Origin of the sequence: Actinophytocola sp. NPDC049390 (assembly GCF_044466355.1) — a bacterium.
Classification (GTDB): Bacteria; Actinomycetota; Actinomycetes; order Mycobacteriales; family Pseudonocardiaceae; genus Actinophytocola.
The window spans coordinates 184,427-203,229 of the sequence record NZ_JBITMQ010000015.1; the positions used below are offsets into that span (position 1 = coordinate 184,427).

Sequence of the window (18,803 nt, forward strand, 5' to 3'; positions counted from 1 at the left end):
CTTGTTCACGCAGCGAAGGGACATCGAGGTCGACATGGTCACGCACGATCCACACGAGCTACTCCCCCGGGAATGGCAGGAGGCACTCGCCGGCACCGCGAAGAGAATCATCATCGTCGGTGGTGGTATCGCGGGCTTGCGCACCGCGGAAGCACTGCGGGAACGCGGCTTCGCGGGCCCCATGCTGGGCATCACCGCCGAGCCGCTACCACCGTATGACCGGTCCCAACTGTCCACAGTGGCGCTGAGCGATCCAGAATGGCGCGGCGTGTCGACTCCGTCGTCCGTCAAGGGGTTCTGGTGGTTCCTGGGCCACAAGGCGGTGGGCCTCGACGTGGCCGCGAGGCAGGTCGAGATCGACGACGGGCGCCGCATCGACTTCGACGGCCTGGTCGTCGCCACCGGCCTACGCGCCAGAATACTCGCGTCTGCGCCGCGGGCACTCCCGTTGCGCACGATGGCGGACGTGGAGCGACTGCGGCCGGTGCTCCACTCGCAACCGCGACATCTCGTGGTCGTCGGCGGTGGGCTGACCGGATCGGAGGTCGCGTCCGTCGCCACCACGCTGGGCTGGGAGGTCACGGTCGCCGACCGCGGCCCGCACCCGCTCGCGGAGAGCCTCGGTCCCACCGCGGCCGAGTGGGTGTGGCGCAGGCACCGGGACCACGGCGTCCGCCCGCGGTTCGGGCAGCCGGTCGTCGCGGTCGACGGCGGCGACCCGCGGCGGGTGGCCTTCGCGGACGGCGCGACGATCGACGCGAACGTGGTGCTGGCGTGCGTCGGTGCCGTGCCGAACACCGAGTGGCTGGCGGGTTCGGGCCACGACATCAGCGGTGGCGTCCGGACCGACGACCAGCAGCGGGTGCTCACCAGCGCGGGTAGGCCCGCGGACGGCATCGTCGCCGTCGGTGACGTGATCTCGCACCAGGTGTCGCTCTCCGACGGCCAGAGGTTCGAGTGGAACCACTGGGACCTCACCGTCAGCGAGGCGCACCGTGCGGCGGCGACGCTGCTCGGGCAGGGCCCGTCGGCCACGGCGGCACGCAGCTTCACGACCAGGCTCTACACGCACGAGGTCACCGTCGTCGGCTTTCCGTACGGCACCGAGTCCGTCGTGGAAGGCGATCGCTCCGGTTTCCTCGTGCGGTACCACGACAACGGAACCCTCATCGGCGCCGTCGCGGTCGATCAGCCGGATCGCGTGCCCGACCTGCTACAGGAAGTCACCCCCACGGCGCTGATCGAACCGGCGCGACGCGCTGGATACCCATAGGGGGTAAATGTATATTTACCGGGTCGCGGCGGCGGCACCGGAGCCATAGCATCTGCCCGGGTGGAAGGAACGGAGGCGAGCGTGACATCCAGCGTGGTGATGTTGCTCGTCGCCCTCATCGTCGTCGTTGGCGGGCTGTACGGGCTCGCGACGCTGGTCCGGCTCGGGCGAACCCTCACCGACGTGCGCCCGTTCCTGTCCGGGCACGAGCCCGTCGAGCACGCGGTCTCCCGCTACCACGTGCGCTGGTACACGCTGACGATGATCTTCCTGGCGTTCGACATGGAGATGGTGTTCATGTACCCGTGGACGCTCGTCGTCGCCGAGGAAGGTATGACGGCGGTCGTGGAGATGTTCGTCTTCCTGGGCATTCTCTTCGCCGGCGTCACGTACGCGTGGCGGGAGGGTGCGCTGCGGTGGACGTGACCTCGTGGCTCCTCCGCCGTACCGCGCCCCGGGTGTTGCTGCTCACCGCGCCGGGTGGCACCGGCGCTCGGCTTGCCGTCGAACGGTTCGCCCGGGAACGGGGTTGGCGCTTGGCGATGAGCCCCGCCGAGGCGAACACGGTGATCGTCGCGGGCGACGATCACCGGTTCGAGGAACACGTGCGCCAGGTCTGGGACACGGTGCCCGCGCCTCGGGTACGCGTCGACGTCGCGACCGCGGCGGACGCCGAACACGAGCTGGACACGGTGCTCGGCATGCTGCACGACACCGCACGGCAACGCGCGGAAGCCGCACGTGCCGCGTCACCGGTACAGACGGCGCACGCCGAGCACGTCGCTGAGGACGGACACGGCGACCACGATGAGCACGCGGCACACGAGGACCACCAGCCCCACGGCGGCCACGAGCCGCACAACGAGCACGGAACGCACGAGGGCCACGAGAGTCACGCCGACCATGGATCCCACGGCGACCACGGCGGTTCGGGCCACATGGGACACGGTGGGCACGACCATCACATGTCGGGCATGGAGCTGCCCGGCGGCCTGCCGATGGCCGACCGCGCGGAGGACCGGGACGGCCTCACCCTCGACCAGCTGCACGTGCCGCTCGGCCCGGCGCTCCCGCTCTGGCCCGCCGGACTCATCGTCCACACACGACTCCAGGGCGACGTGATCCAGCGGGCGTCCGTCGAACTGCTCGCCGCACACCACGACTCGTTCTGGTCCCACCACCCGGCGGCCCGCCGCCTGGACTCGTGCTACCGCCTCCTCGCACTGGCCGGCTGGGAGGACGCCGCCACCACCGCGCAACGACTCCGCGACGACGCGCTCAGCGGCGACGTCCCCGACGTGCGCCGGTGGGCGTCGCGTGTCCGTCGCTCCCGGACGTTGCGCTGGCTGCTGTCCGGCGTCGGCGTGACGACGGCGGGCGACGACGCGCTCGACCGCCTCCACCGGTGGCTCGACAGCACGACGGAGCCGCCGTCGACGCGGTGGACGGTCGACGTCCTGCCCGCCCTGCTCGAAGGAGCCGAACTGGGGACCGCCCGCCTGATCGTCGCCAGCCTCGACTTCGAAGTCCACACCGCCGGCGAGGTGCACCATGGTTGAGATCACGCCGTGGTGGGGCGCGTTCGCGCTGCTCGCGGTCCTGGCCTTGTTCGCGCTGGGCGCGGCGTCCTTCGACGCGGTCCTCGCGGGCCGGGCGGCGGGCCGGCGCGCACTTCCCTCAGCGGTCGAGCCGTTGCGGTCGACCGCCGGGCTCCTTGTGCGGCAACGACGGCGGCTGCTCGCCGCCGACACGCTGTTGTGGCGTGGCGCCGGTGTCGCGCTGCTGGTCGCGGCGACCATGGCGTCCCTCGCCACGCCCTTGGGCGGGTGGGCGGTCACCGACATGCCGGTCGGCATCGTGTGGTTCAACGCGATGGAGATCGTCGCGTGGGCCGCGGTGTGGCTCGCGGGTTGGGGGCCGAACTCGGCGTTCTCGCTCGTGGGCGGGTACCGGTTCGTCGCCCAGGGCCTCGCCTACGAACTGCCGCACATGTTCGTGCTGACCACGGCCGCCCTCGGGGCCGGATCGCTGCGCGTCGGTGACGTCGTCGCGGCGCAGCGGGACCTGTGGTTCGTGGTGTGGATGCCGGTGGCCTTCGTCGTCTACCTGGTGTCGGTGCTGGCGATGGCGTTCTTCCGGCCGTTCGACCACGCGACCGGCGGGGACCTCGCCGGCGGTGCCCGTGCTGAGCTGTCCGGGGTGGACCGGCTGGTGTTCGCGGCCGGGCAGTGGGTGCTGCTGGTGTCCGGCGCGGCCATGGCCGTGCCGCTGTTCCTCGGCGGTGGGAGCGGTCCGGTGCTGCCGGACTGGCTGTGGTCCCTCATGAAGACGGCCGCCGTGCTCGGCGTGCTGGTGTGGGCCGGGCGACGGCTGCCGACGATCCGGATGGAGCGGTTCACCGAGATCGCCTGGATGGTCCTCATCCCCGCCACCCTGCTGCAGGCGCTGTTCGTGTCCGTTGTGGTCATCCAGGAGGGATAGCGATGTGGCGTGAGATCCTGTTCTGGCTCTGTGCGGTGGGCTCTGTCGCGACCGGTGTCGCGGTGTTCCGGGTGGACTCGATGGCGCGGGCGACGTTCGCGCTCCTGGCGTCGTTCCTGTTCGCGGCCGGCACGGTGCTGCTGGTCGAGCTGACCTACCTCGGCGTGCTCGTCATCCTCATGATGGTCATGGAGATGGTCATCATGGTCGTGTTCATGTTGATGTACATGATGAACCCGGCCGGGCTGATGCCGATGACCATGGTGCACAACAAGAAGGGCTCGCTGGTCATCGCGGCCGGCACGTTCGTGGTGCTGGGCGCGGGCGCCTACCTGATCGACTGGCCGACCTCCGACGCACCGCGCCCCGCCGACCCGACCATGGCGCTCGGCGAGGCCTTGATGGGCCCCAAGATGCTGACGATGATCGTCCTGGGCCTGGCGCTGTTCGCCACGATCATCGCCACCGTCGTGCTGGCCACGAACCGGGGCCGGTACGACCGCTACGGCGACCGCCTCGACCGTGAGCGCCCCGACGATCCCGTGCGAGGTGGCCTGTGAGTCTCCCGGACTACCTGCTGCTCGCCGCCGGGCTGTTCAGCGTCGGCCTCTACGGCGCGCTGTCCCAGCAGTCCATCGTGATGATCATGATGGGGCTGGAGCTGATGATCAACGGCATCATCGTCGGCGGTGCCGCGTTCTGGTACTTCACCGCGCCCGACCGACCGGACGGGCAGGTCGTCATCGTCCTCGCGATCACCGCCATGGCGATCGAGATGGCCGCCGGCTTCGCGGTCACCACGGCCGTGTTCCGGGCGCGCGACGTGGACATGACCGACATGGCCGCGGACCTCAAGGACTGATCGGCCGTGTCGCTCTGGTTCCTCGTCGCGCTGCCACTCGTCGTGGGCGGCGCCCTGCTGGCCTGCGGTCACCGCGCCGACCGGTTCGCCGCGCCGGTCGCGACGGTCACGTCCGCGTCGGGGCTCGTCCTCGCGGTCCTCTCCGCGACGCAACGGCCCGCGGTCTCCGCCACGTATCTGGACGGCATCGCGTTCGCCTTGCGGGTCGACGGCCTGTCCGCGGTGATGGTGGTCGTCGTCGCGGCCGTGCTCCTCGCCGTGCTCGTGTTCGCGGCGGGCGAGTTCGACGACCGCGAGGCCCGCGCCCGGTTCTTCGGGCTCATGCTGCTGTTCTCCGGCGCGATGCTGGTCACGGTCACGGCAACCACGCTGCTGGCGTTGCTCATGGCCTGGGAGGTCATGGGAGCGGCGTCCTACGCGCTGATCGGCCACTGGTGGCGCGAGCCGCGGCGCGCGACCTCCGGCACCGTCGCGTTCCTCACCACACGCGGCGGCGACCTCGGCCTGTACCTGGCCGCGGGTGCGGCGCTGGCGGGCGGGCTCGGCAGCCTGGAGCTCGCCGGGCTGAGCGGGATGCCGGACGGGTGGCGCGACGTCGTCGCCGCGGGCCTGGTGGCCGCGGCGTTCGGCAAGTCGGCGCAACTGCCGTTCAGCTTCTGGCTCTCCCGCGCCATGGACGGCCCCAGCCCGGTGTCCGCGCTGCTGCACTCCGCGACCATGGTCGCGGCGGGCGCCTACCTGCTGGTGCGGGTCGAGCCGCTGCTCGCCGTCACGCCCTGGGCCGCGACCGTCGTGGCGTGGGGCGGCGCGGCGACGGCGCTGCTGCTCGGCGCGATCGCGGTCGCCCAGACCGATCTCAAGCAACTGCTGGCCGCGTCCACGTGTGCGCAGGTGGGTTTCATGGTGCTGGCCGCGGGCACCGGCGGCGCGGCGTCAGGGGCCGGGCATCTGGTGGCACACGCGGCCACCAAGAGCCTCCTGTTCCTGTGCGCTGGAGCGTGGCTGACCGCGGTCGGCAGCAAGCAGCTCCCAGCCCTGCGCGGCGCGGCTCGCCGGTTCCCGGTGGTCGGCGTGACGTTCACCGTCGGCGCGGCCGCGCTGGCCGGAATCCCGCCGCTGTCGCTCTGGGCGACCAAGGACCACGTGCTCACCAACGCCCTGCACGCCTCGACCCCGCTGTACCTCGTCGGCCTGGCGGCCGCGGTGCTCAGCGCGGTCTACGCGGCCCGTGCGGTCGTGCTGGTGTGGTCGCCGTCCACTCCGGACACCGAGCCGGCGGAGCCCGGCACCGGCACGGTGAACACGTGGCAGCGGCTGCCACTGCCCATCCTCGCGGTCGCGGCCGTCGTGCTCGGCGCCGCGGCTCTCCCCTCGGTGTGGAGCGGGTTCGCCCGTGTCCTGCCCGGTGCGTCCGAGGTGGCGCCGACGTGGTGGGAGCTGGTGCTGTCCGGCGCGCTCGCACTGCTGGCGGCGGGTGCCACAGCGGCCGTGATGCGCGGAAGCGACCTGCGCGCCGGAGAACCGCTCCGAACGTGGTTCGGGCTGGAAACCCTCGCCCGCACCTTGGTCTACCGGCCGATGCTCGCGGGCGCCGACCGGCTGGCGCGGTTCGACGACCGGGCCGTGGCCGGCGGTGTCCAGGCCACCGCCGCGGTCGGCGCCACCGTCGCCCGTGTCGTCGACGCGCGGGCCGAGTGGTCGATCGAGCGGACCGTGCGCGCCGTGGCCGACGGGTTCCGCGCCCTGGGCAGGCTGGCACGGCGCCCGCAGACCGGCCAGCAGCACCACTACTACGCACAGGCGGTCGTCGCGCTCGCCGCGTTGGCCGTCCTGCTGCTCCTGATCGGACGAAGGTGAGGTGAGCGTGCTCAGCATCGTCGTCTTCCTGCCCGTCGTGGCGGCCGTGGCTCTGCTGGCCGTGCCACGGGTGAGTGACGCGGTCGTGCGCTGGACGTGGATCGCGGTGAGCGCGGTCGACCTCGGGCTCGTGGTCGCGCTGTGGCTCGGCTACGAGTCCGGCTCCGGGTACGCCTACGAGGTCAACCGGCGCTGGATCCCCAGCGTCAGCTCCGGCTACCACATCGGCGTCGACGGGCTGAGCCTCCCACTGGTCGCCCTCACCGCCGTGCTGTTCCTCGCCTGCGCGATCTACTCGTTCCGGCAGACCGACCGGATCCGCTCGTTCGCCGCGCTGTTCATGTTCCTGGAAACCGTGTGCCTCGGCGTGTTCGTGTCGCTCGACCTGATCCTGTTCTTCGTGTTCTTCGACCTGTCGATCGTCGGCATGTACTTCGTCATCGCCGGATGGGGACACCGCAACGCGGCGAAGGCGGCGCTGCAGTTCTTCCTCTACACGTTCGTCGGTTCGCTCGCGCTGCTGCTCGGGTTCATCGGCCTCTACCTCGCCGCCGAGCCGCACACGTTCGACATCGTCCTGCTCGCCGAGCAGAACCCCTTGGCGGGCCGGGGAACCATCGCCGCCCTGGTGCTGCTGGCGCTCGTGGTCGGGCTCGCGATCAAGACACCGACCGTGCCGTTCCACACCTGGCTGCCACCCGCGCACACCGAGGCACCGGCCGCGGGCTCGGCCATCCTCGCCGGGGTCCTGCTGAAGCTGGGCACGTACGGGTTCGTGCGGATCGCGATGCCGGTACTCCCGGAGACGTGGCGCGCGTGGGGTGGCGTGATCGTGGTCGTCGGCGTGGTCAGCGTGCTGTACGGCGCGCTGGTCGCCCTGGCACAACGTGACTTCAAACGGATGATCGCCTACACCTCGGTCAACCACATGGGCTACGTCATCCTCGCCGTCGGCGCGGCGGGCCTGCTGTCCACGTCGGACGAACAGGCGCACGACCTCGCGGTCGCCGGTGCCGTCACCCAGATGGTCAGCCACGGCCTCATCACGGGCGCGCTGTTCCTCCTCGCCGGTGTCCTGTACGCCCGCGGCGGCACCTACGACCTCGGCGCCTACGGCGGGCTCGCGGGCACGGCACCCCGGTTCGCGGGCCTCACCGCCATCGCCGCGTTCGCCTCGCTGGGGCTGCCCGGGTTCTCCGGGTTCATCGCCGAGTTCCAGATCTTCACCGGCTCCCTGCCCGGCGCACCGGTGGCGACCGCGCTGGCGTTCCTCGGGATCCTCATCACCGCCGCGTTGTTCCTCCGCGCCTACCAGCGGGTGTTCCTGGGCTCGTCCACACGGGCCGGTGTCGCCGACCTGACCGCCCCCGAGACGCTCTCGATCGCGCCACTGATGGTGCTGGCGACCGTGCTCGGCCTGTTCCCCCGGTTCCTGCTCGACCTCGTCGAACCCGCGGCCACCGTGCTCGGCACGCTGGTGGGCCGGTGAACCCCGACATGACGGGCGACATGGCCGCGACGATGCTCGCGGACCTCGTCCTGCTCATGCCCGAGCTGCTGCTCGCGGGCACGGCCGTCGTCGGGCTCCTGCTCGGCTCGTTCCTCCCCCGCCACCGCCAGTGGCTGGTCCGCGCACTCGCTGCGGCCGCGACCGTGGTCGCGCTGGTGTACACCGTCGTCGACTGGCCGGACGAGGCCGCCTCGGTGTTCTCCGGGACGTACGCGGTCGACACCGCCACCGCCCTGGCCCGGGTCGCCGTGCTCGTGTCCGTGCTGCTCGTGCTGGCGATGGCCACCCCGCGGATCGCCGGGCACGCACGCGAGACCGAGTTCGTCGTCCTCTTGCTGCTCGGCGCCCTGGGAGCGGTCATGCTCGCGGGCGCGAACGACCTGCTCCTGCTGGCCGCCGCGTACCTGCTGGCCAGCGTGCCGCTCTACGCGCTGGTCGCGTTCGCCAAGGACAGCCTGAGCACCGAGGCGAGCCTGAAGTACTACCTGCTCGGCGCGCTGCTGGGCACCGTCATGCTGTTCGGCGTCATGATCCTGGCCGGTGTCGGGATGGGCAGCGACTACGTCACGCTCCACCACACGGTGGGCATGGCGCCCGCCGCGGCCGCGGCGGTCGGTGTCGTCGCGCTGCTGGCCGGGCTGCTGTTCAAAGCGGGTGCCGTGCCGGGCCACTTCTGGGTTCCGGACGTCACCGAGGGCACGAGCCCGCCGGTCGGCGCGATCGTCACCACGATCCCCAAGATCGGCGCGGTCGTGGCGCTGTACCGCCTCGCCGCGATCCCGTTCGCGGCAACGGACCTGGACTGGTCCCTGCTGATCGCGGTGCTCGCGGCGGTGACCATGACACTCGGCAACCTCGGCGCGTTCTTCCAGACCAACGTGCGCCGCCTGCTCGCCTACTCCACGATCAGCCAGCTCGGCTACCTCCTCATGGCCGTCGCCGTCGCGGACCGCGCCGACCTCGCGCTGTCCAGCCTGCTGCTCTACGTCGCGGCGTACTCGGTCACCAACCTCGGCGCGTTCGCCGTGGTGTGCGCCCTCCCTCAGGCGCACACCCTCGACGACTTCCGAGGACTGCGACGGCGCCGCCCGTGGCTCGCGGTCAGCCTCGCCGTGTGCCTGCTCGGGCTCGTCGGCACTCCGCCCACGGGGGTGTTCGCCGGGAAGCTCACCATCTTCACGGCCACCGCCGACGCGGGCCTGTGGTGGCTGCTCGTCGTCGCGGCGGTCAACACCGTCGCCAGCGTCTTCTACTACCTGCGGTGGATCGTCCCCGCGATGCGCTCCGGCGACGACCTCCCCCCGCCAGACCGCACCAGCACCCGCACCGCGTATGTCGCGGCCGGGGTGTCCATCGTGGTCGGACTGGCGGCGGGACCGATCCTCGCGGCCGTGGACGGTGGCTTGTTCCGCCCGTGACGCGCCGCACCCCCTACGATGGCGCCGGACAGGGAGGTGGCATGCACGGTCTCGGTGACCTCGAAGCCGCGGTGATGGACGTGCTGTGGCGCGAAGGCACACCGCTGAAGGTGCGGGACGTCCTCGAACGGCTCGACACCGGGCGCCGGCTCGCCTACACCACGGTGATGACCGTGCTCGACAACCTGCACCGCAAGCAGTGGGTCGACCGCGAACGGGACGGCAAGGCCTACGTGTACGACGCGGTGATGACCCGCGAGGAGGCCTCGGCCCGCGCACTGCGCGACATCCTCGACACGTCCGGGGATCCGCACGGCGTCCTGATGCACTTCGTGGCCTCGGTGTCCGACGAGGAGACCGACATCCTGCGCGGCGCGCTGCGCAAGAAGCGGCGTCGCTGAGCCGATGCCCCGGTACTCCGAGCCGCGAAGGGCCGGCTACCGCGGGGAGTCCGCAGAAGGCGTCACGTTGCCGACGATCAGCAGGTAGGCCATCCTGCCCATCGCCCGCGCGTCGGACGCCTCCTGTTCGAGCAACCCGACAGCCCGGTCGATCACACCGTTCCAGCCCGCCGCGTCCGCGTCACCGTCATCGCACCGAAGTTCCCGAACCTTGTCGGCGGCCTGTTGCCAGGCGGCCGCGACACCACACGGATCGTGCTGATCGACCATGGCGGACTCCTGTGACGACGGCCATCCACTAGGTCGGATAGTACGTAGTTGGTTAGTCGACCGTCCACGCTCCCCGGTAATCGTCCGGTAAGCCGGCCACCGCAAGGCATGACACAAGTCGGGTGCAAGTGAAACTCGTGCCCACCACGCCATGGTGAGGTGTGCTTGTTGAGGAAGTTGCCCTGGGACACGAGAAAGAGTCCAGTGTGGACACTGTGGTGAGCGTGTCGGATCTCCGTAAGTCCTACGGACAGACCGACGCTGTGCGTGGTGTCTCGTTCGAGGTTCGCCGGCGGGAGATCTTCGGTGTTCTGGGCTCCAACGGAGCCGGTAAGACCACCGTGGTGGAGATCCTCCAGGGGCTTCGTGACCGCACCGCCGGCCGGGTCGCCGTGCTGGGGCTCGATCCCGGCCGGGAGAAGAACCAGCTGCGCCGCAAGATCGGCTCCCAGCTGCAGTCCTCGGCGCTGCCGGAGCGGCTGCGGATCGCGGAGGCCATCACACTGTTCGCCCACGCCCGCAACGTGCCCGTGGACGTCGAGGCCACCATCGCCGCCTGGCACCTCGAGCCGCTGCGCAACCGCGCGTTCGGGTCCCTGTCCGGCGGCGAGCAGCAGCGGCTGTTCGTGGCGCTGGCGCTGCTCGGCGACCCCGAACTCGTGTTGCTCGACGAGTTGACCACCGGGCTCGACCCCACCGCCCGCCACGCCACCTGGGACCTCATCCGCCAGGTCCGCGACCGCGGCACCACCGTCGTGCTCGTCACCCACTTCATGGACGAAGCCGAAACACTCTGCGACCGCGTGGCGATCATGGACCGAGGCGAGGTGGTCGCCTGCGACACGCCGTCCGCCCTGACCGCCCACCACGGCGGACCGGTCACGATCACCTTCAGCACCCCGAACGACTACCGGCCGGACCACCTGCTCACGGTCCCCGGCGTGACCTCCGCCGACCACACCAACGGGAAGGTCACCGTCACCGGGGACAGCCAGGCGGCCGTCCGCGTCGCCGCCGCGCTGTCCGAGCACGGCCTCACCCCCGACGACTACCGCACCCACTACCCGTCGCTCGAGGACGTCTTCCTGTCCATGACCGGCCACCGGCTGAGCGAGAAGGTCCCCTCATGACCCGCTACCTGACCTGGACCGAGGTCAAGCTGCTCACCCGCGAGCCACTCGTGCTGGTGCTGACGCTGATGTTCCCGGTGCTGCTGATGGTCCTGCTGGCCGCCGCGTTCGCCGACCACGGCGGCCCCGTGTTCGCGAACCTCGACGGCACCCAGTTCTACGTCACCGCCTACCTGGGCGCCGGGATCGCGATGATGGGGTTCATGGGCACGCCGACCCACATCGCCGGGTACCGCGAGGGCGGCGTGCTCCGCCGGTTCCGCGCGGCCGCGATCCCGTCCCGCGCGGTGGTGCTTTCGCAGGCAGCCGTCCTCGCGCTCCTCGCCGTGGTCGGCGCCGTGGTGATGCTCGCCCTGGCCGTCCTGCTCTTCGACCTCCCCGGCCCGGCGTCGCCGCTCGGGGTGGCAGCCGGGTTCGTGGTCGGCATCCTGGCCTTCGCGGGCATCGGCACGCTGCTCGGCGCGATCATGCCCGGCACGCGCTCCGCCCAGGGGCTCGGGCTGCTGCTGTTCTTCGGCACGTTCCTGCTCGTCGGCGGCGGCCCGCCGCCCGGCGTGTTCCCCGAGGCCATGAACGCCATCACCGCGTGGACGCCGACCGGGTTGCTGCTCGAAGCGATCCGCTCCCCCTGGGCGGGCACCGGCGTCGACGTCCCCGCCGTGGTCACCCTCGCCGCCATCGCCGCCGCCGGATTCGTACTGGCGACAAGGAAACTCGCCCGCAGCTGACCGAACTCCCGCGAGCGGTGCTCGTGCGACGAAAGTCGGCAGCCGAACGTCGCAGTGAATGCGCCTGATTCGTCTCTATCGCTTGACGTTCCGCTGTGTGAGTGTTCGCCCGGTGGGGTGGCTCTTCGCCATTTCCTTCTGGGAGAACAGGAGCGGTCTCGACGTGAGATCCATGCGATCGACGAAACGCGGTGCGGTGCTGGGCATCGCACTGCTGACAGGTGTGCTGGGCTTCGTGCCCGCGACGAGGGCGGCGGCGGCTCCCGTGGCGCGGGCCGGGGTCGCGCCCATCACGTGGGGCGAGTGCGCGCCGGCGGACCTGGCCAACGTCCCTGTGGACGAGCGCGACAAGTTCAGCTGCGGCAACTACGCGGTGCCGTTGAACCACGAGCGGCCCAGGCAGGGCACGATCAACATCGCGCTGATGAAGCGCGCGGCGAACGACACGGCGAACCGGGTGGGGGCGGTGTTCCTCAACCCGGGCGGCCCGGGTGGCAGCGGCTACCGGTGGCCGACCACGAGCCGGCTCGACGGTCCGATCCAGGACCGCTTCGACCTGATCGGGTTCGACCCGCGCGGGGTCGGGCGGAGCACGCCACTGCGCTGCTTCGCGACCACCGAGGACGCGGACGCGGTGTTCGGCCGGATGCACCCGCTCCCGGTCACCTCGGCGCAGGAGACCACGACACTCCGGGCGAACAAGGACTACGGCAGGTTCTGCAAGCGGTTCGCGGGCCCGCTGATCGACCACATGTCGACCGAGGACGTCGCGCAGGACCTCGACCTGCTGCGTGCGGCGGCGGGCGAGGACGAGCTGAACTACATCGGCTTCTCCTACGGCACCCTGCTCGGCGCGACCTACGTCAACATGTTCCCGAAGAAGTCGCGGGCGATCATCCTGGACGGCAACGTCGACCCGACGCTGCGGCTGCTCGACGGCGTCGAGTACGACCGCCAGCGCACCAGGGGGTTCGAGATCGCGCTGGACGCGTTCCTCACCGAGTGCGACAACGTCGGTGACGCGTGCGCGTTCTCCGGTGACGCGCGCGATCGCTGGGACCGCCTGGTGAACCACCTGCGGGCGCACGGCCCGGTCACGCTGCCCGACGGCACGGAGGTGGCCGAGGCGACGCTCGTCGGCACCACCGGCGGCGCGCTCTACGACCCGGCCTCGTTCAGGGACCTGGCCGAGCTGATCCAGGCGACGTGGGACGCGAGCTTCCCGTCCGCACAGCGCGGGTCGGCGCCCGCCGACCTCGCGGCGGCGAAGCAGCTCATCGCGAACGCGGGCAAGGCCACGCGGGACGCGCCGCCGGACGCGCCGTACACGTCCGACGACTCCTACGCCGCGGTGAACTGCTCGGACAAGCCGTTCGACAACACCCAGGCCGACATGCCCCGGATCGCCGACAGGTGGGAGCGGCAGATGCGCTCCTTCGGGCGCTACCTCGCCTGGGGCGACCCGGCGCTGTGCCCGACCTGGCCGGTGCCGAACCCGGACGCGTTCCGCGGCCCGTGGCACACCCGCACCCCGAACCCGGTGCTGGTGGTCGGCAACTACTACGACCCGGCCACGCAGTACGAGTTCGCCAAGCGGATGTCCAAGCAGCTGGGCAACGCCCGGCTGGTGAGCGTCGACTCGTTCGGCCACTGCATCCTGGGTGACAGCGCCTGCGTCGACAAGATCGCGGCCGACTACATGGTCGACCTGGAGGTCCCCGGCCCCGGCTCGGTCTGTTACCCGGACGTGCGCCCGTTCGACCCGGCCGCCGAGGCGAAGACCGCGCTCGGCAGCTGATCTCCACCGGAACCGGCCGGCGGGAAGCGACTCCCGCCGGCCGTTCTCGTGTCAGCCGCCAACGCCCGCGAGGTCGGTGATGAAGCGGCGGGCGAGTTCGCGCACCTTGACGTTCTCCCGCTGGGACTGGTCGACGAGCACCGCGAACGCCTCGTCCGCCGAGATGCCGCGCACGGCCATGATGACGCCCTTCGCCTGGTCGATGACCGCCCGCGACACCAGGGCATGGCGCAGCTGCTCGACGTGGTCACGAGCGCGCAGATACCGTTCGGCGGAACGCAGCGCGGCCCCGGCGGCCGTGGTGTACAGCTCGAGGAGTGCCGCGTCGAGCCTGCCGAACCCGTGCGCGGCGAACCCGTAGAGGTTGAGCGATCCCCGGTACTCCCGCTCGGCGATCAACGGCGCCGACAGGTAGCTCGCCACCGCCGCCTCGGCCGCCGCGTCCGCGAAGTCGGGCCAGCGGGCACCCACGTCCGCCACCCGCACGTGGACGACGTGGCCGGTGGCGGCGGCCTCCAGGCACGGCCCCTCGCCCGCGGCGTACTGGACCCGGTCCATCTCGGCGGCGACCTCGTCGGTCGTCGCCACGGTCTCCGCGACACCGTTCCGCAGGATCGAGACACTGGCGACGTCGGCCTCCGGGACGGCGTCGACGGCCTGGCGGCAGATCCGCCGCAACACCGTGGGCAGGTCGTCCTCGGCCAGGACCCGGGCGAGCTCCTCCAGGGCCTTGGTGACCTCGTCCACCTTCCGGACGAGATCGTCACCGACCAGCTCCGCCATGACCTCCCTTTCGTCTGGCCGACCCACGCGGTGAACGACCCGCACGAGCGCCGCCAATTGACGTTACGCCACCGGACCGGACCCGATCGGGTGAAAGAAACGTGCACGTGTCCGCGACGAGGAAACGCCCACCCAACAGGGTGATCACGGAACGTGTGCGGGAACGAGGTACGTGTTCAGGGCACCGCGCCCAGCTCGACCTGGCGCAGGCGCGTCACCACCGCCCGGAGCAGCGCGGGCACCCCGGCACCGGTGCGGGCCGACACGGCGACCGGGTCCGGGAAGGTGCGTCGCAGTGCGGTCAGCCCGGCGGGCCGCGCGATGTCGACCTTGTTGAGCACCAGCAGCTCGGGCAGGTGACCGGCACCGATCTCTCGCCGGACGTCGTGCACGGCGCTGATCTGGTCGAGCGCGTCGGGTGCCGCGGCGTCGACCACGTGCAGCGTCAGGTCGGCGTGCCGGAGGGCGTCGAGGGTGGACCGGAACGCCGGGACGCGCCGGTACGGGAGGTGGCGGACGATGCCGACGGTGTCGGCCAGGGCGAACGCGTGCCCGTTCGCGCGGACCGGCCGGACGACCGGGTCGAGGGTGGCGAACAGGACGTCCGTGCTCGGCACCGCGGCGCCGGACAGACGGTTGAGCAGCGCCGACTTCCCGGCGTTGGTGTAGCCGGCGAGCACTACCGCGGGCATCCGGTCCACGCCGCACAGCGGGGCGACACCGCTGCCGTGGCCGTGCCGGTCGAAGATGTCCAGGATGAGCGTGGCGCGGTCCACTACCGGCACGCCGGTCCGCTCCTCCAGCGCACGTGTCTGCCGCGCGCTCAGGCCGTCCTCGGCGATCACCACGTCGGCCCGCACGACCGCGGCGGTCACCGCCAGTTCGGCGACCTTCCCGGCGCTGAGGTAGGTGTCGGGGTCCGGGCGCGCCCTCGTCTGGACGACGACACCGGCGACGGCGAGCGCGCAGGCGTCGGCGAGGCGGCGCAGCTCGGCGAGCGACGGCGAGGTGGCCGCACCGTCCCTGTCCTGGACGGCGACCAGCACCGCCCGCCGGGCAGGGCGCTGCTCCACCACACCGATGCCAGATCGCCGCGCGACTGCCATGGCCCGCTCCTCTCCCGTCCGGACACCGGCTACCCGCGCGATCACTCCCCATGCCCCGCCACCGACTCCGGGACCTCGGTGCCGGCTCAGGCGGCCAGGCGGAAACAGGCACGCACGGTGGTCCGGTCGCGGGCGGTGTGCACGCGGACGAGGTCGGACATCAGGTTGACAGTCAACAACCCACGCCCGCGCAACGCGTTCGCGGGCACGGGCCGCCGCCCCACCAGCGGATCGGACATCCGCCCCATGTTGGCGGTCTGGAACACCAGGTCGGTGCCGGTGTGCCACACGCGCAACCGCGCGTCACCGGTGCCGTGCTCGAGGCTGTTCGTGGCCAGCTCGGTGACCACCAGCGCGACGTCGGCCCACCGGTCGTCGTCCACCCCGTGCGTGGCGGCCGCGCTGGTCGCCCACCGGCGGATCTCGCCCAGCCCGGACGCGGTGATCAGGAACTCCGCCGCGTCGTCGGGTGCGGCCAGCGGCTGGTTGTAGGCGCTGACGATCCGGTCGGGGTCGTAGTCCTGGCTGGTCCGCGACCGACCGTCGTCGACCAGGATCGGATGCGTGGCAGCGGCGTCGGCCAACGCGACGGCGCCGAGCCGCCGGGCGTCGTACGGGCACACGATCGTGGCCCGCCTGCCCTCGAACGCCGCGTTGATCAACGCCTCGTGCTGGACACAGGCGGGGTACTCGGCGTCGGTCCGCCCCGCCCAGACCGGCTCACCGATGACCCGCACGCGCCGGTCGGCGTGCTCGTCGGCGAACGCGCGCAACACCGCGGGGATGATCCGGCCGGGGTTGCGCCCGGCCTCGGTCATGTCCAGCCACCGCACGTCCTCGACCCGACCACCACGACCGGCCACCTCTTCCCGTACGGCGACGAGGTTCGCCCCGGGAACGGCCACGGCGACCGGCTCCCCCACCGCCTGGCCCGCCAGAACGAACGGCACCATGGTGGCCAGGTACTCCTCCGTCGACCGGTAGAAGACCGCGGGATGCGTGAACGACTCGCCGTCCGCGGGACCGTGCCATGCCACCCCGGTGTGTCGTACCTGCCCGGGGGGCTCCACCTCGCGATCCATGGCCGGTGACATGCCCAGGGGCCGAACCGCCCAAACATGGCGTCACCCGAGCGCGCACGGGATCACGACACCGCCGCCCACCAGCATCCGGCGGACGGTCCGAGTGGACGATCTTGCCCGGCGACCTGTCGCGCTTCTCGATTTTCGTTCGTCGCCGCCGTTGGGTAGCGTCGCGGCGGCACGGGCAACACTCTGTTCCGGAAGTGACGAGGATTGCGACGACCACAGGGACGGACACGCGCACTGCTCCTGGCCTGCGCGATCGGCGCCGCCGCCGGCTGGCTCGGGGTGCGGCCCGCGGAGCCCGCTCCCCCGTCCGCGCCGCTGTTCGCCGTGGACCCGGCGCCGTCAGCACCGTCGTCGACCGCGTCGCCGGAGCCGACCACCACGACACGGAAGCCCCCGCCCGCGAACGCGTGCGGCACCCTGGCCGCGAAGCTGCCCCTGCGTGACCGGCTCGGCCAGCTGGTGATGGCGGGCCTCGACCCCGCCGACGAGGCGGCCGCCACCCGCGTCGTGACGGTCGACAAGGTCGGTGCGGTCTTCGTCGGCGGCACCGCGACCCACCTGCTCACGGGCGGACGGCTCGCGGCACTGCGCGCCAAGGCCACCGTTCCGCTGCTGACCGCCGTGGACGAGGAGGGCGGCCGGGTCCAGCGCATCGACGCGCTCGACGGGCCCACGCCCAGCGCCCGGCAGCTCGCCGCCACCATGAGCCCGGAGCAGGTCACCGCGGTCGCGCACCGCCGGGGCGAACAGCTGCGCTCGCGCGGCGTGGTGATGGACCTCGCGCCGGTGGTCGACGTCAGCGACGCGGCGGCGAACACGGTCATCGGCGACCGGTCGTTCAGCGCGGACCCGGCGACGGTCGGCACGTACGCGGGCGCTTACTCCGACGGGCTGCGCCGTGCGGGTGTCATCCCGGTGCTCAAGCACTTCCCCGGGCACGGCAGGGGCAGCGGCGACTCGCACCTCGGGCTGGTGCGCACCCCGCCGCTCGCCGCGCTCCGTGCGGACGACCTGCGGCCCTACGCCACGCTCATCCCGCGCGGCGAGCCGGTGGTCATGCTCGGGCACCTCGACGTGCCGGGGCTCACCGGCGGCGTGCCCGCGTCGCTGAGCCCCGCCGCGTACCGGCTGCTGCGGGAGAACTACCGGTTCGCGGGCGTGGCCATGACCGACGACCTCGGCGCCATGCGGGCCGTCACCGACTCCTACTCGCTGCCCGACGCCGTGACCACGGCGATCACGGCCGGCGCCGACATCGCGTTGTGGTCGGCGCCCGCGCCCACCGGGCCGGTGCTGGACCGGCTCGAACGCGCCGTCCGCACCGGTGAGCTGCCGCAGAGCCGGGTGCGGGACGCGGTCACGCACGTGCTCCGGCTGAAGACGGGGTGCGTCTAGCGCGGAGCCGCGTCAGCGGTCGAGGTCGGCCAGCAGCTCGTCGAGGAACTCGGCCGCTTCCTCGGCGGCACGGGCCGCGTCGCGGTCGGCGATGGCGTCGATGATGCCGCGGTGCTGGATGTGCTCGGCCGGGCCCAGCTCCTGGTGCGTGGTGGCGGCGACCGACGCGGTGATGGTCTCGGTCAGGCCGCGGTACAGCTCCGTCAGCAGGCCGTTGTGCGCGCACGCGACGACGGCCAGGTGGAACTCCGCGTCGGCGCGGACGAAGTCGGCGAAGCGGGCGTCGCGCTGTGCCGCGTCGCGCTGGTCGTGCAGGTCACGCAGCCGGGCCAGCTCCTCGTCGGTGCGGCCGGTCGCCGCGATCCGGGCGGCCTCCACCTCCAGCATCCGCCGGACCTGCAGCACCTCCCGCAGCTCCGCACCGCACAGCCTGCGGATGGCGCCGGACACCTCGCTGGTCGCGCGCACGTAGGTGCCGTCGCCCTGGCGCACCTCCAGCAGGCCGCTGTGCGACAGCGCCCGCACCGCCTCACGGACCGTGTTGCGCCCGACGCCGAGTGTCGACGCCAGCTTCGGCTCCGTCGGGATGCGGCTGCCGACGGGCCACTCGCCCTGCCGGACGGCCTCCCGCAGCTGGTCGATCACCTGGTCGACCAGACCGGCGCGGCGCGTTGTGGCCAACGGCACGGTTACATCCTTT

Annotated in this window: 19 protein-coding genes; 14 read left to right on the forward strand and 5 right to left on the reverse strand. The window is 71.9% G+C overall.

Annotated elements, in window-relative coordinates; all coding sequences use genetic code 11:
• Nucleotides 1–34 precede the first annotated feature (34 nt).
• From ACIBVP_RS35540 to ACIBVP_RS35585, 10 genes are all read left to right on the forward strand, one after another.
• Nucleotides 35–1,273, forward strand: coding sequence for an NAD(P)/FAD-dependent oxidoreductase (locus ACIBVP_RS35540; protein WP_396110845.1), 1,239 nt, complete (start codon nucleotides 35–37; stop codon nucleotides 1,271–1,273).
• A 99-nt stretch (nucleotides 1,274–1,372) separates the two neighbouring features.
• Nucleotides 1,373–1,699 carry an NADH-quinone oxidoreductase subunit A gene (locus ACIBVP_RS35545; protein ID WP_396110917.1) on the forward strand — a complete coding sequence of 109 codons (327 nt, stop codon included), beginning with the start codon at nucleotides 1,373–1,375 and terminating at the stop codon, nucleotides 1,697–1,699.
• Entirely contained in the window at nucleotides 1,690–2,832 is a 1,143-nt protein-coding gene (locus ACIBVP_RS35550) for a hypothetical protein (protein ID WP_396110846.1), read from the forward strand. Before ACIBVP_RS35545 ends, ACIBVP_RS35550 begins: the two co-directional genes overlap by 10 nt.
• Nucleotides 2,825–3,754, forward strand: coding sequence for a complex I subunit 1 family protein (locus ACIBVP_RS35555; protein ID WP_396110848.1), 930 nt, complete (start codon nucleotides 2,825–2,827; stop codon nucleotides 3,752–3,754). The genes ACIBVP_RS35550 and ACIBVP_RS35555 overlap by 8 nt, the downstream gene beginning before the upstream one ends.
• Before the next feature lie 2 nt (nucleotides 3,755–3,756).
• Entirely contained in the window at nucleotides 3,757–4,314 is a 558-nt protein-coding gene (locus ACIBVP_RS35560) for an NADH-quinone oxidoreductase subunit J (protein ID WP_396110849.1), read from the forward strand.
• A complete protein-coding gene (nuoK, locus tag ACIBVP_RS35565) occupies nucleotides 4,311–4,616 on the forward strand; it encodes an NADH-quinone oxidoreductase subunit NuoK (RefSeq protein WP_396110850.1) in 306 nt (101 codons plus the stop codon). The genes ACIBVP_RS35560 and nuoK overlap by 4 nt, the downstream gene beginning before the upstream one ends.
• Nucleotides 4,617–4,622: 6 nt before the next feature.
• Complete coding sequence (locus tag ACIBVP_RS35570) at nucleotides 4,623–6,473, forward strand: NADH-quinone oxidoreductase subunit L (protein WP_396110851.1); 1,851 nt, start codon at nucleotides 4,623–4,625, stop codon at nucleotides 6,471–6,473.
• A 7-nt stretch (nucleotides 6,474–6,480) separates the two neighbouring features.
• Nucleotides 6,481–7,962 (forward strand): NuoM family protein, encoded by a 1,482-nt coding sequence (locus ACIBVP_RS35575; RefSeq protein ID WP_396110918.1) that lies wholly within the window; start codon nucleotides 6,481–6,483, stop codon nucleotides 7,960–7,962.
• Nucleotides 7,959–9,401 (forward strand): NADH-quinone oxidoreductase subunit N, encoded by a 1,443-nt coding sequence (locus ACIBVP_RS35580; protein ID WP_396110852.1) that lies wholly within the window; start codon nucleotides 7,959–7,961, stop codon nucleotides 9,399–9,401. Before ACIBVP_RS35575 ends, ACIBVP_RS35580 begins: the two co-directional genes overlap by 4 nt.
• Before the next feature lie 41 nt (nucleotides 9,402–9,442).
• Nucleotides 9,443–9,802 carry a BlaI/MecI/CopY family transcriptional regulator gene (locus ACIBVP_RS35585; RefSeq protein ID WP_396110853.1) on the forward strand — a complete coding sequence of 120 codons (360 nt, stop codon included), beginning with the start codon at nucleotides 9,443–9,445 and terminating at the stop codon, nucleotides 9,800–9,802.
• Between the two features lie 36 nt (nucleotides 9,803–9,838).
• Here ACIBVP_RS35585 and ACIBVP_RS35590 read toward each other — a convergent pair whose 3' ends face one another.
• On the reverse strand, nucleotides 9,839–10,072 hold the full coding sequence (locus ACIBVP_RS35590) for a hypothetical protein (RefSeq protein WP_396110854.1): 234 nt from the start codon (nucleotides 10,070–10,072) through the stop codon (nucleotides 9,839–9,841).
• Between the two features lie 224 nt (nucleotides 10,073–10,296).
• Between ACIBVP_RS35590 and ACIBVP_RS35595 the strand changes: the two genes are divergently transcribed.
• From ACIBVP_RS35595 to ACIBVP_RS35605, 3 genes are all read left to right on the forward strand, one after another.
• On the forward strand, nucleotides 10,297–11,202 hold the full coding sequence (locus tag ACIBVP_RS35595; RefSeq protein WP_396110855.1) for an ATP-binding cassette domain-containing protein: 906 nt from the start codon (nucleotides 10,297–10,299) through the stop codon (nucleotides 11,200–11,202).
• Nucleotides 11,199–11,930 carry an ABC transporter permease gene (locus tag ACIBVP_RS35600; RefSeq protein ID WP_396110856.1) on the forward strand — a complete coding sequence of 244 codons (732 nt, stop codon included), beginning with the start codon at nucleotides 11,199–11,201 and terminating at the stop codon, nucleotides 11,928–11,930. The genes ACIBVP_RS35595 and ACIBVP_RS35600 overlap by 4 nt, the downstream gene beginning before the upstream one ends.
• A 172-nt stretch (nucleotides 11,931–12,102) precedes the next feature.
• The gene (locus ACIBVP_RS35605) at nucleotides 12,103–13,728 is read left to right on the forward strand and encodes an alpha/beta hydrolase (protein WP_396110857.1); all 1,626 of its coding nucleotides are present in this window, start codon (nucleotides 12,103–12,105) and stop codon (nucleotides 13,726–13,728) included.
• Between the two features lie 51 nt (nucleotides 13,729–13,779).
• Here ACIBVP_RS35605 and ACIBVP_RS35610 read toward each other — a convergent pair whose 3' ends face one another.
• The 3 genes from ACIBVP_RS35610 to ACIBVP_RS35620 form a co-directional block, all read right to left on the reverse strand.
• Nucleotides 13,780–14,511 (reverse strand): ANTAR domain-containing protein, encoded by a 732-nt coding sequence (locus tag ACIBVP_RS35610; RefSeq protein WP_396110858.1) that lies wholly within the window; start codon nucleotides 14,509–14,511, stop codon nucleotides 13,780–13,782.
• Nucleotides 14,512–14,687: 176 nt separating this feature from the next.
• Entirely contained in the window at nucleotides 14,688–15,617 is a 930-nt protein-coding gene (locus tag ACIBVP_RS35615; protein ID WP_396110859.1) for an HflX GTPase family protein, read from the reverse strand.
• A gap of 86 nt (nucleotides 15,618–15,703) precedes the next feature.
• The gene (locus tag ACIBVP_RS35620; RefSeq protein WP_396110860.1) at nucleotides 15,704–16,654 is read right to left on the reverse strand and encodes an anti-sigma factor RsbA family regulatory protein; all 951 of its coding nucleotides are present in this window, start codon (nucleotides 16,652–16,654) and stop codon (nucleotides 15,704–15,706) included.
• Between the two features lie 258 nt (nucleotides 16,655–16,912).
• Between ACIBVP_RS35620 and ACIBVP_RS35625 the strand changes: the two genes are divergently transcribed.
• A complete protein-coding gene (locus ACIBVP_RS35625; RefSeq protein WP_396110861.1) occupies nucleotides 16,913–18,103 on the forward strand; it encodes a glycoside hydrolase family 3 N-terminal domain-containing protein in 1,191 nt (396 codons plus the stop codon).
• Nucleotides 18,104–18,115: 12 nt separating this feature from the next.
• Here the strand turns inward: ACIBVP_RS35625 and ACIBVP_RS35630 are convergent, their stop codons facing one another.
• Complete coding sequence (locus ACIBVP_RS35630; RefSeq protein ID WP_396110862.1) at nucleotides 18,116–18,790, reverse strand: FadR/GntR family transcriptional regulator; 675 nt, start codon at nucleotides 18,788–18,790, stop codon at nucleotides 18,116–18,118.
• Nucleotides 18,791–18,803: the final 13 nt, after the last annotated feature.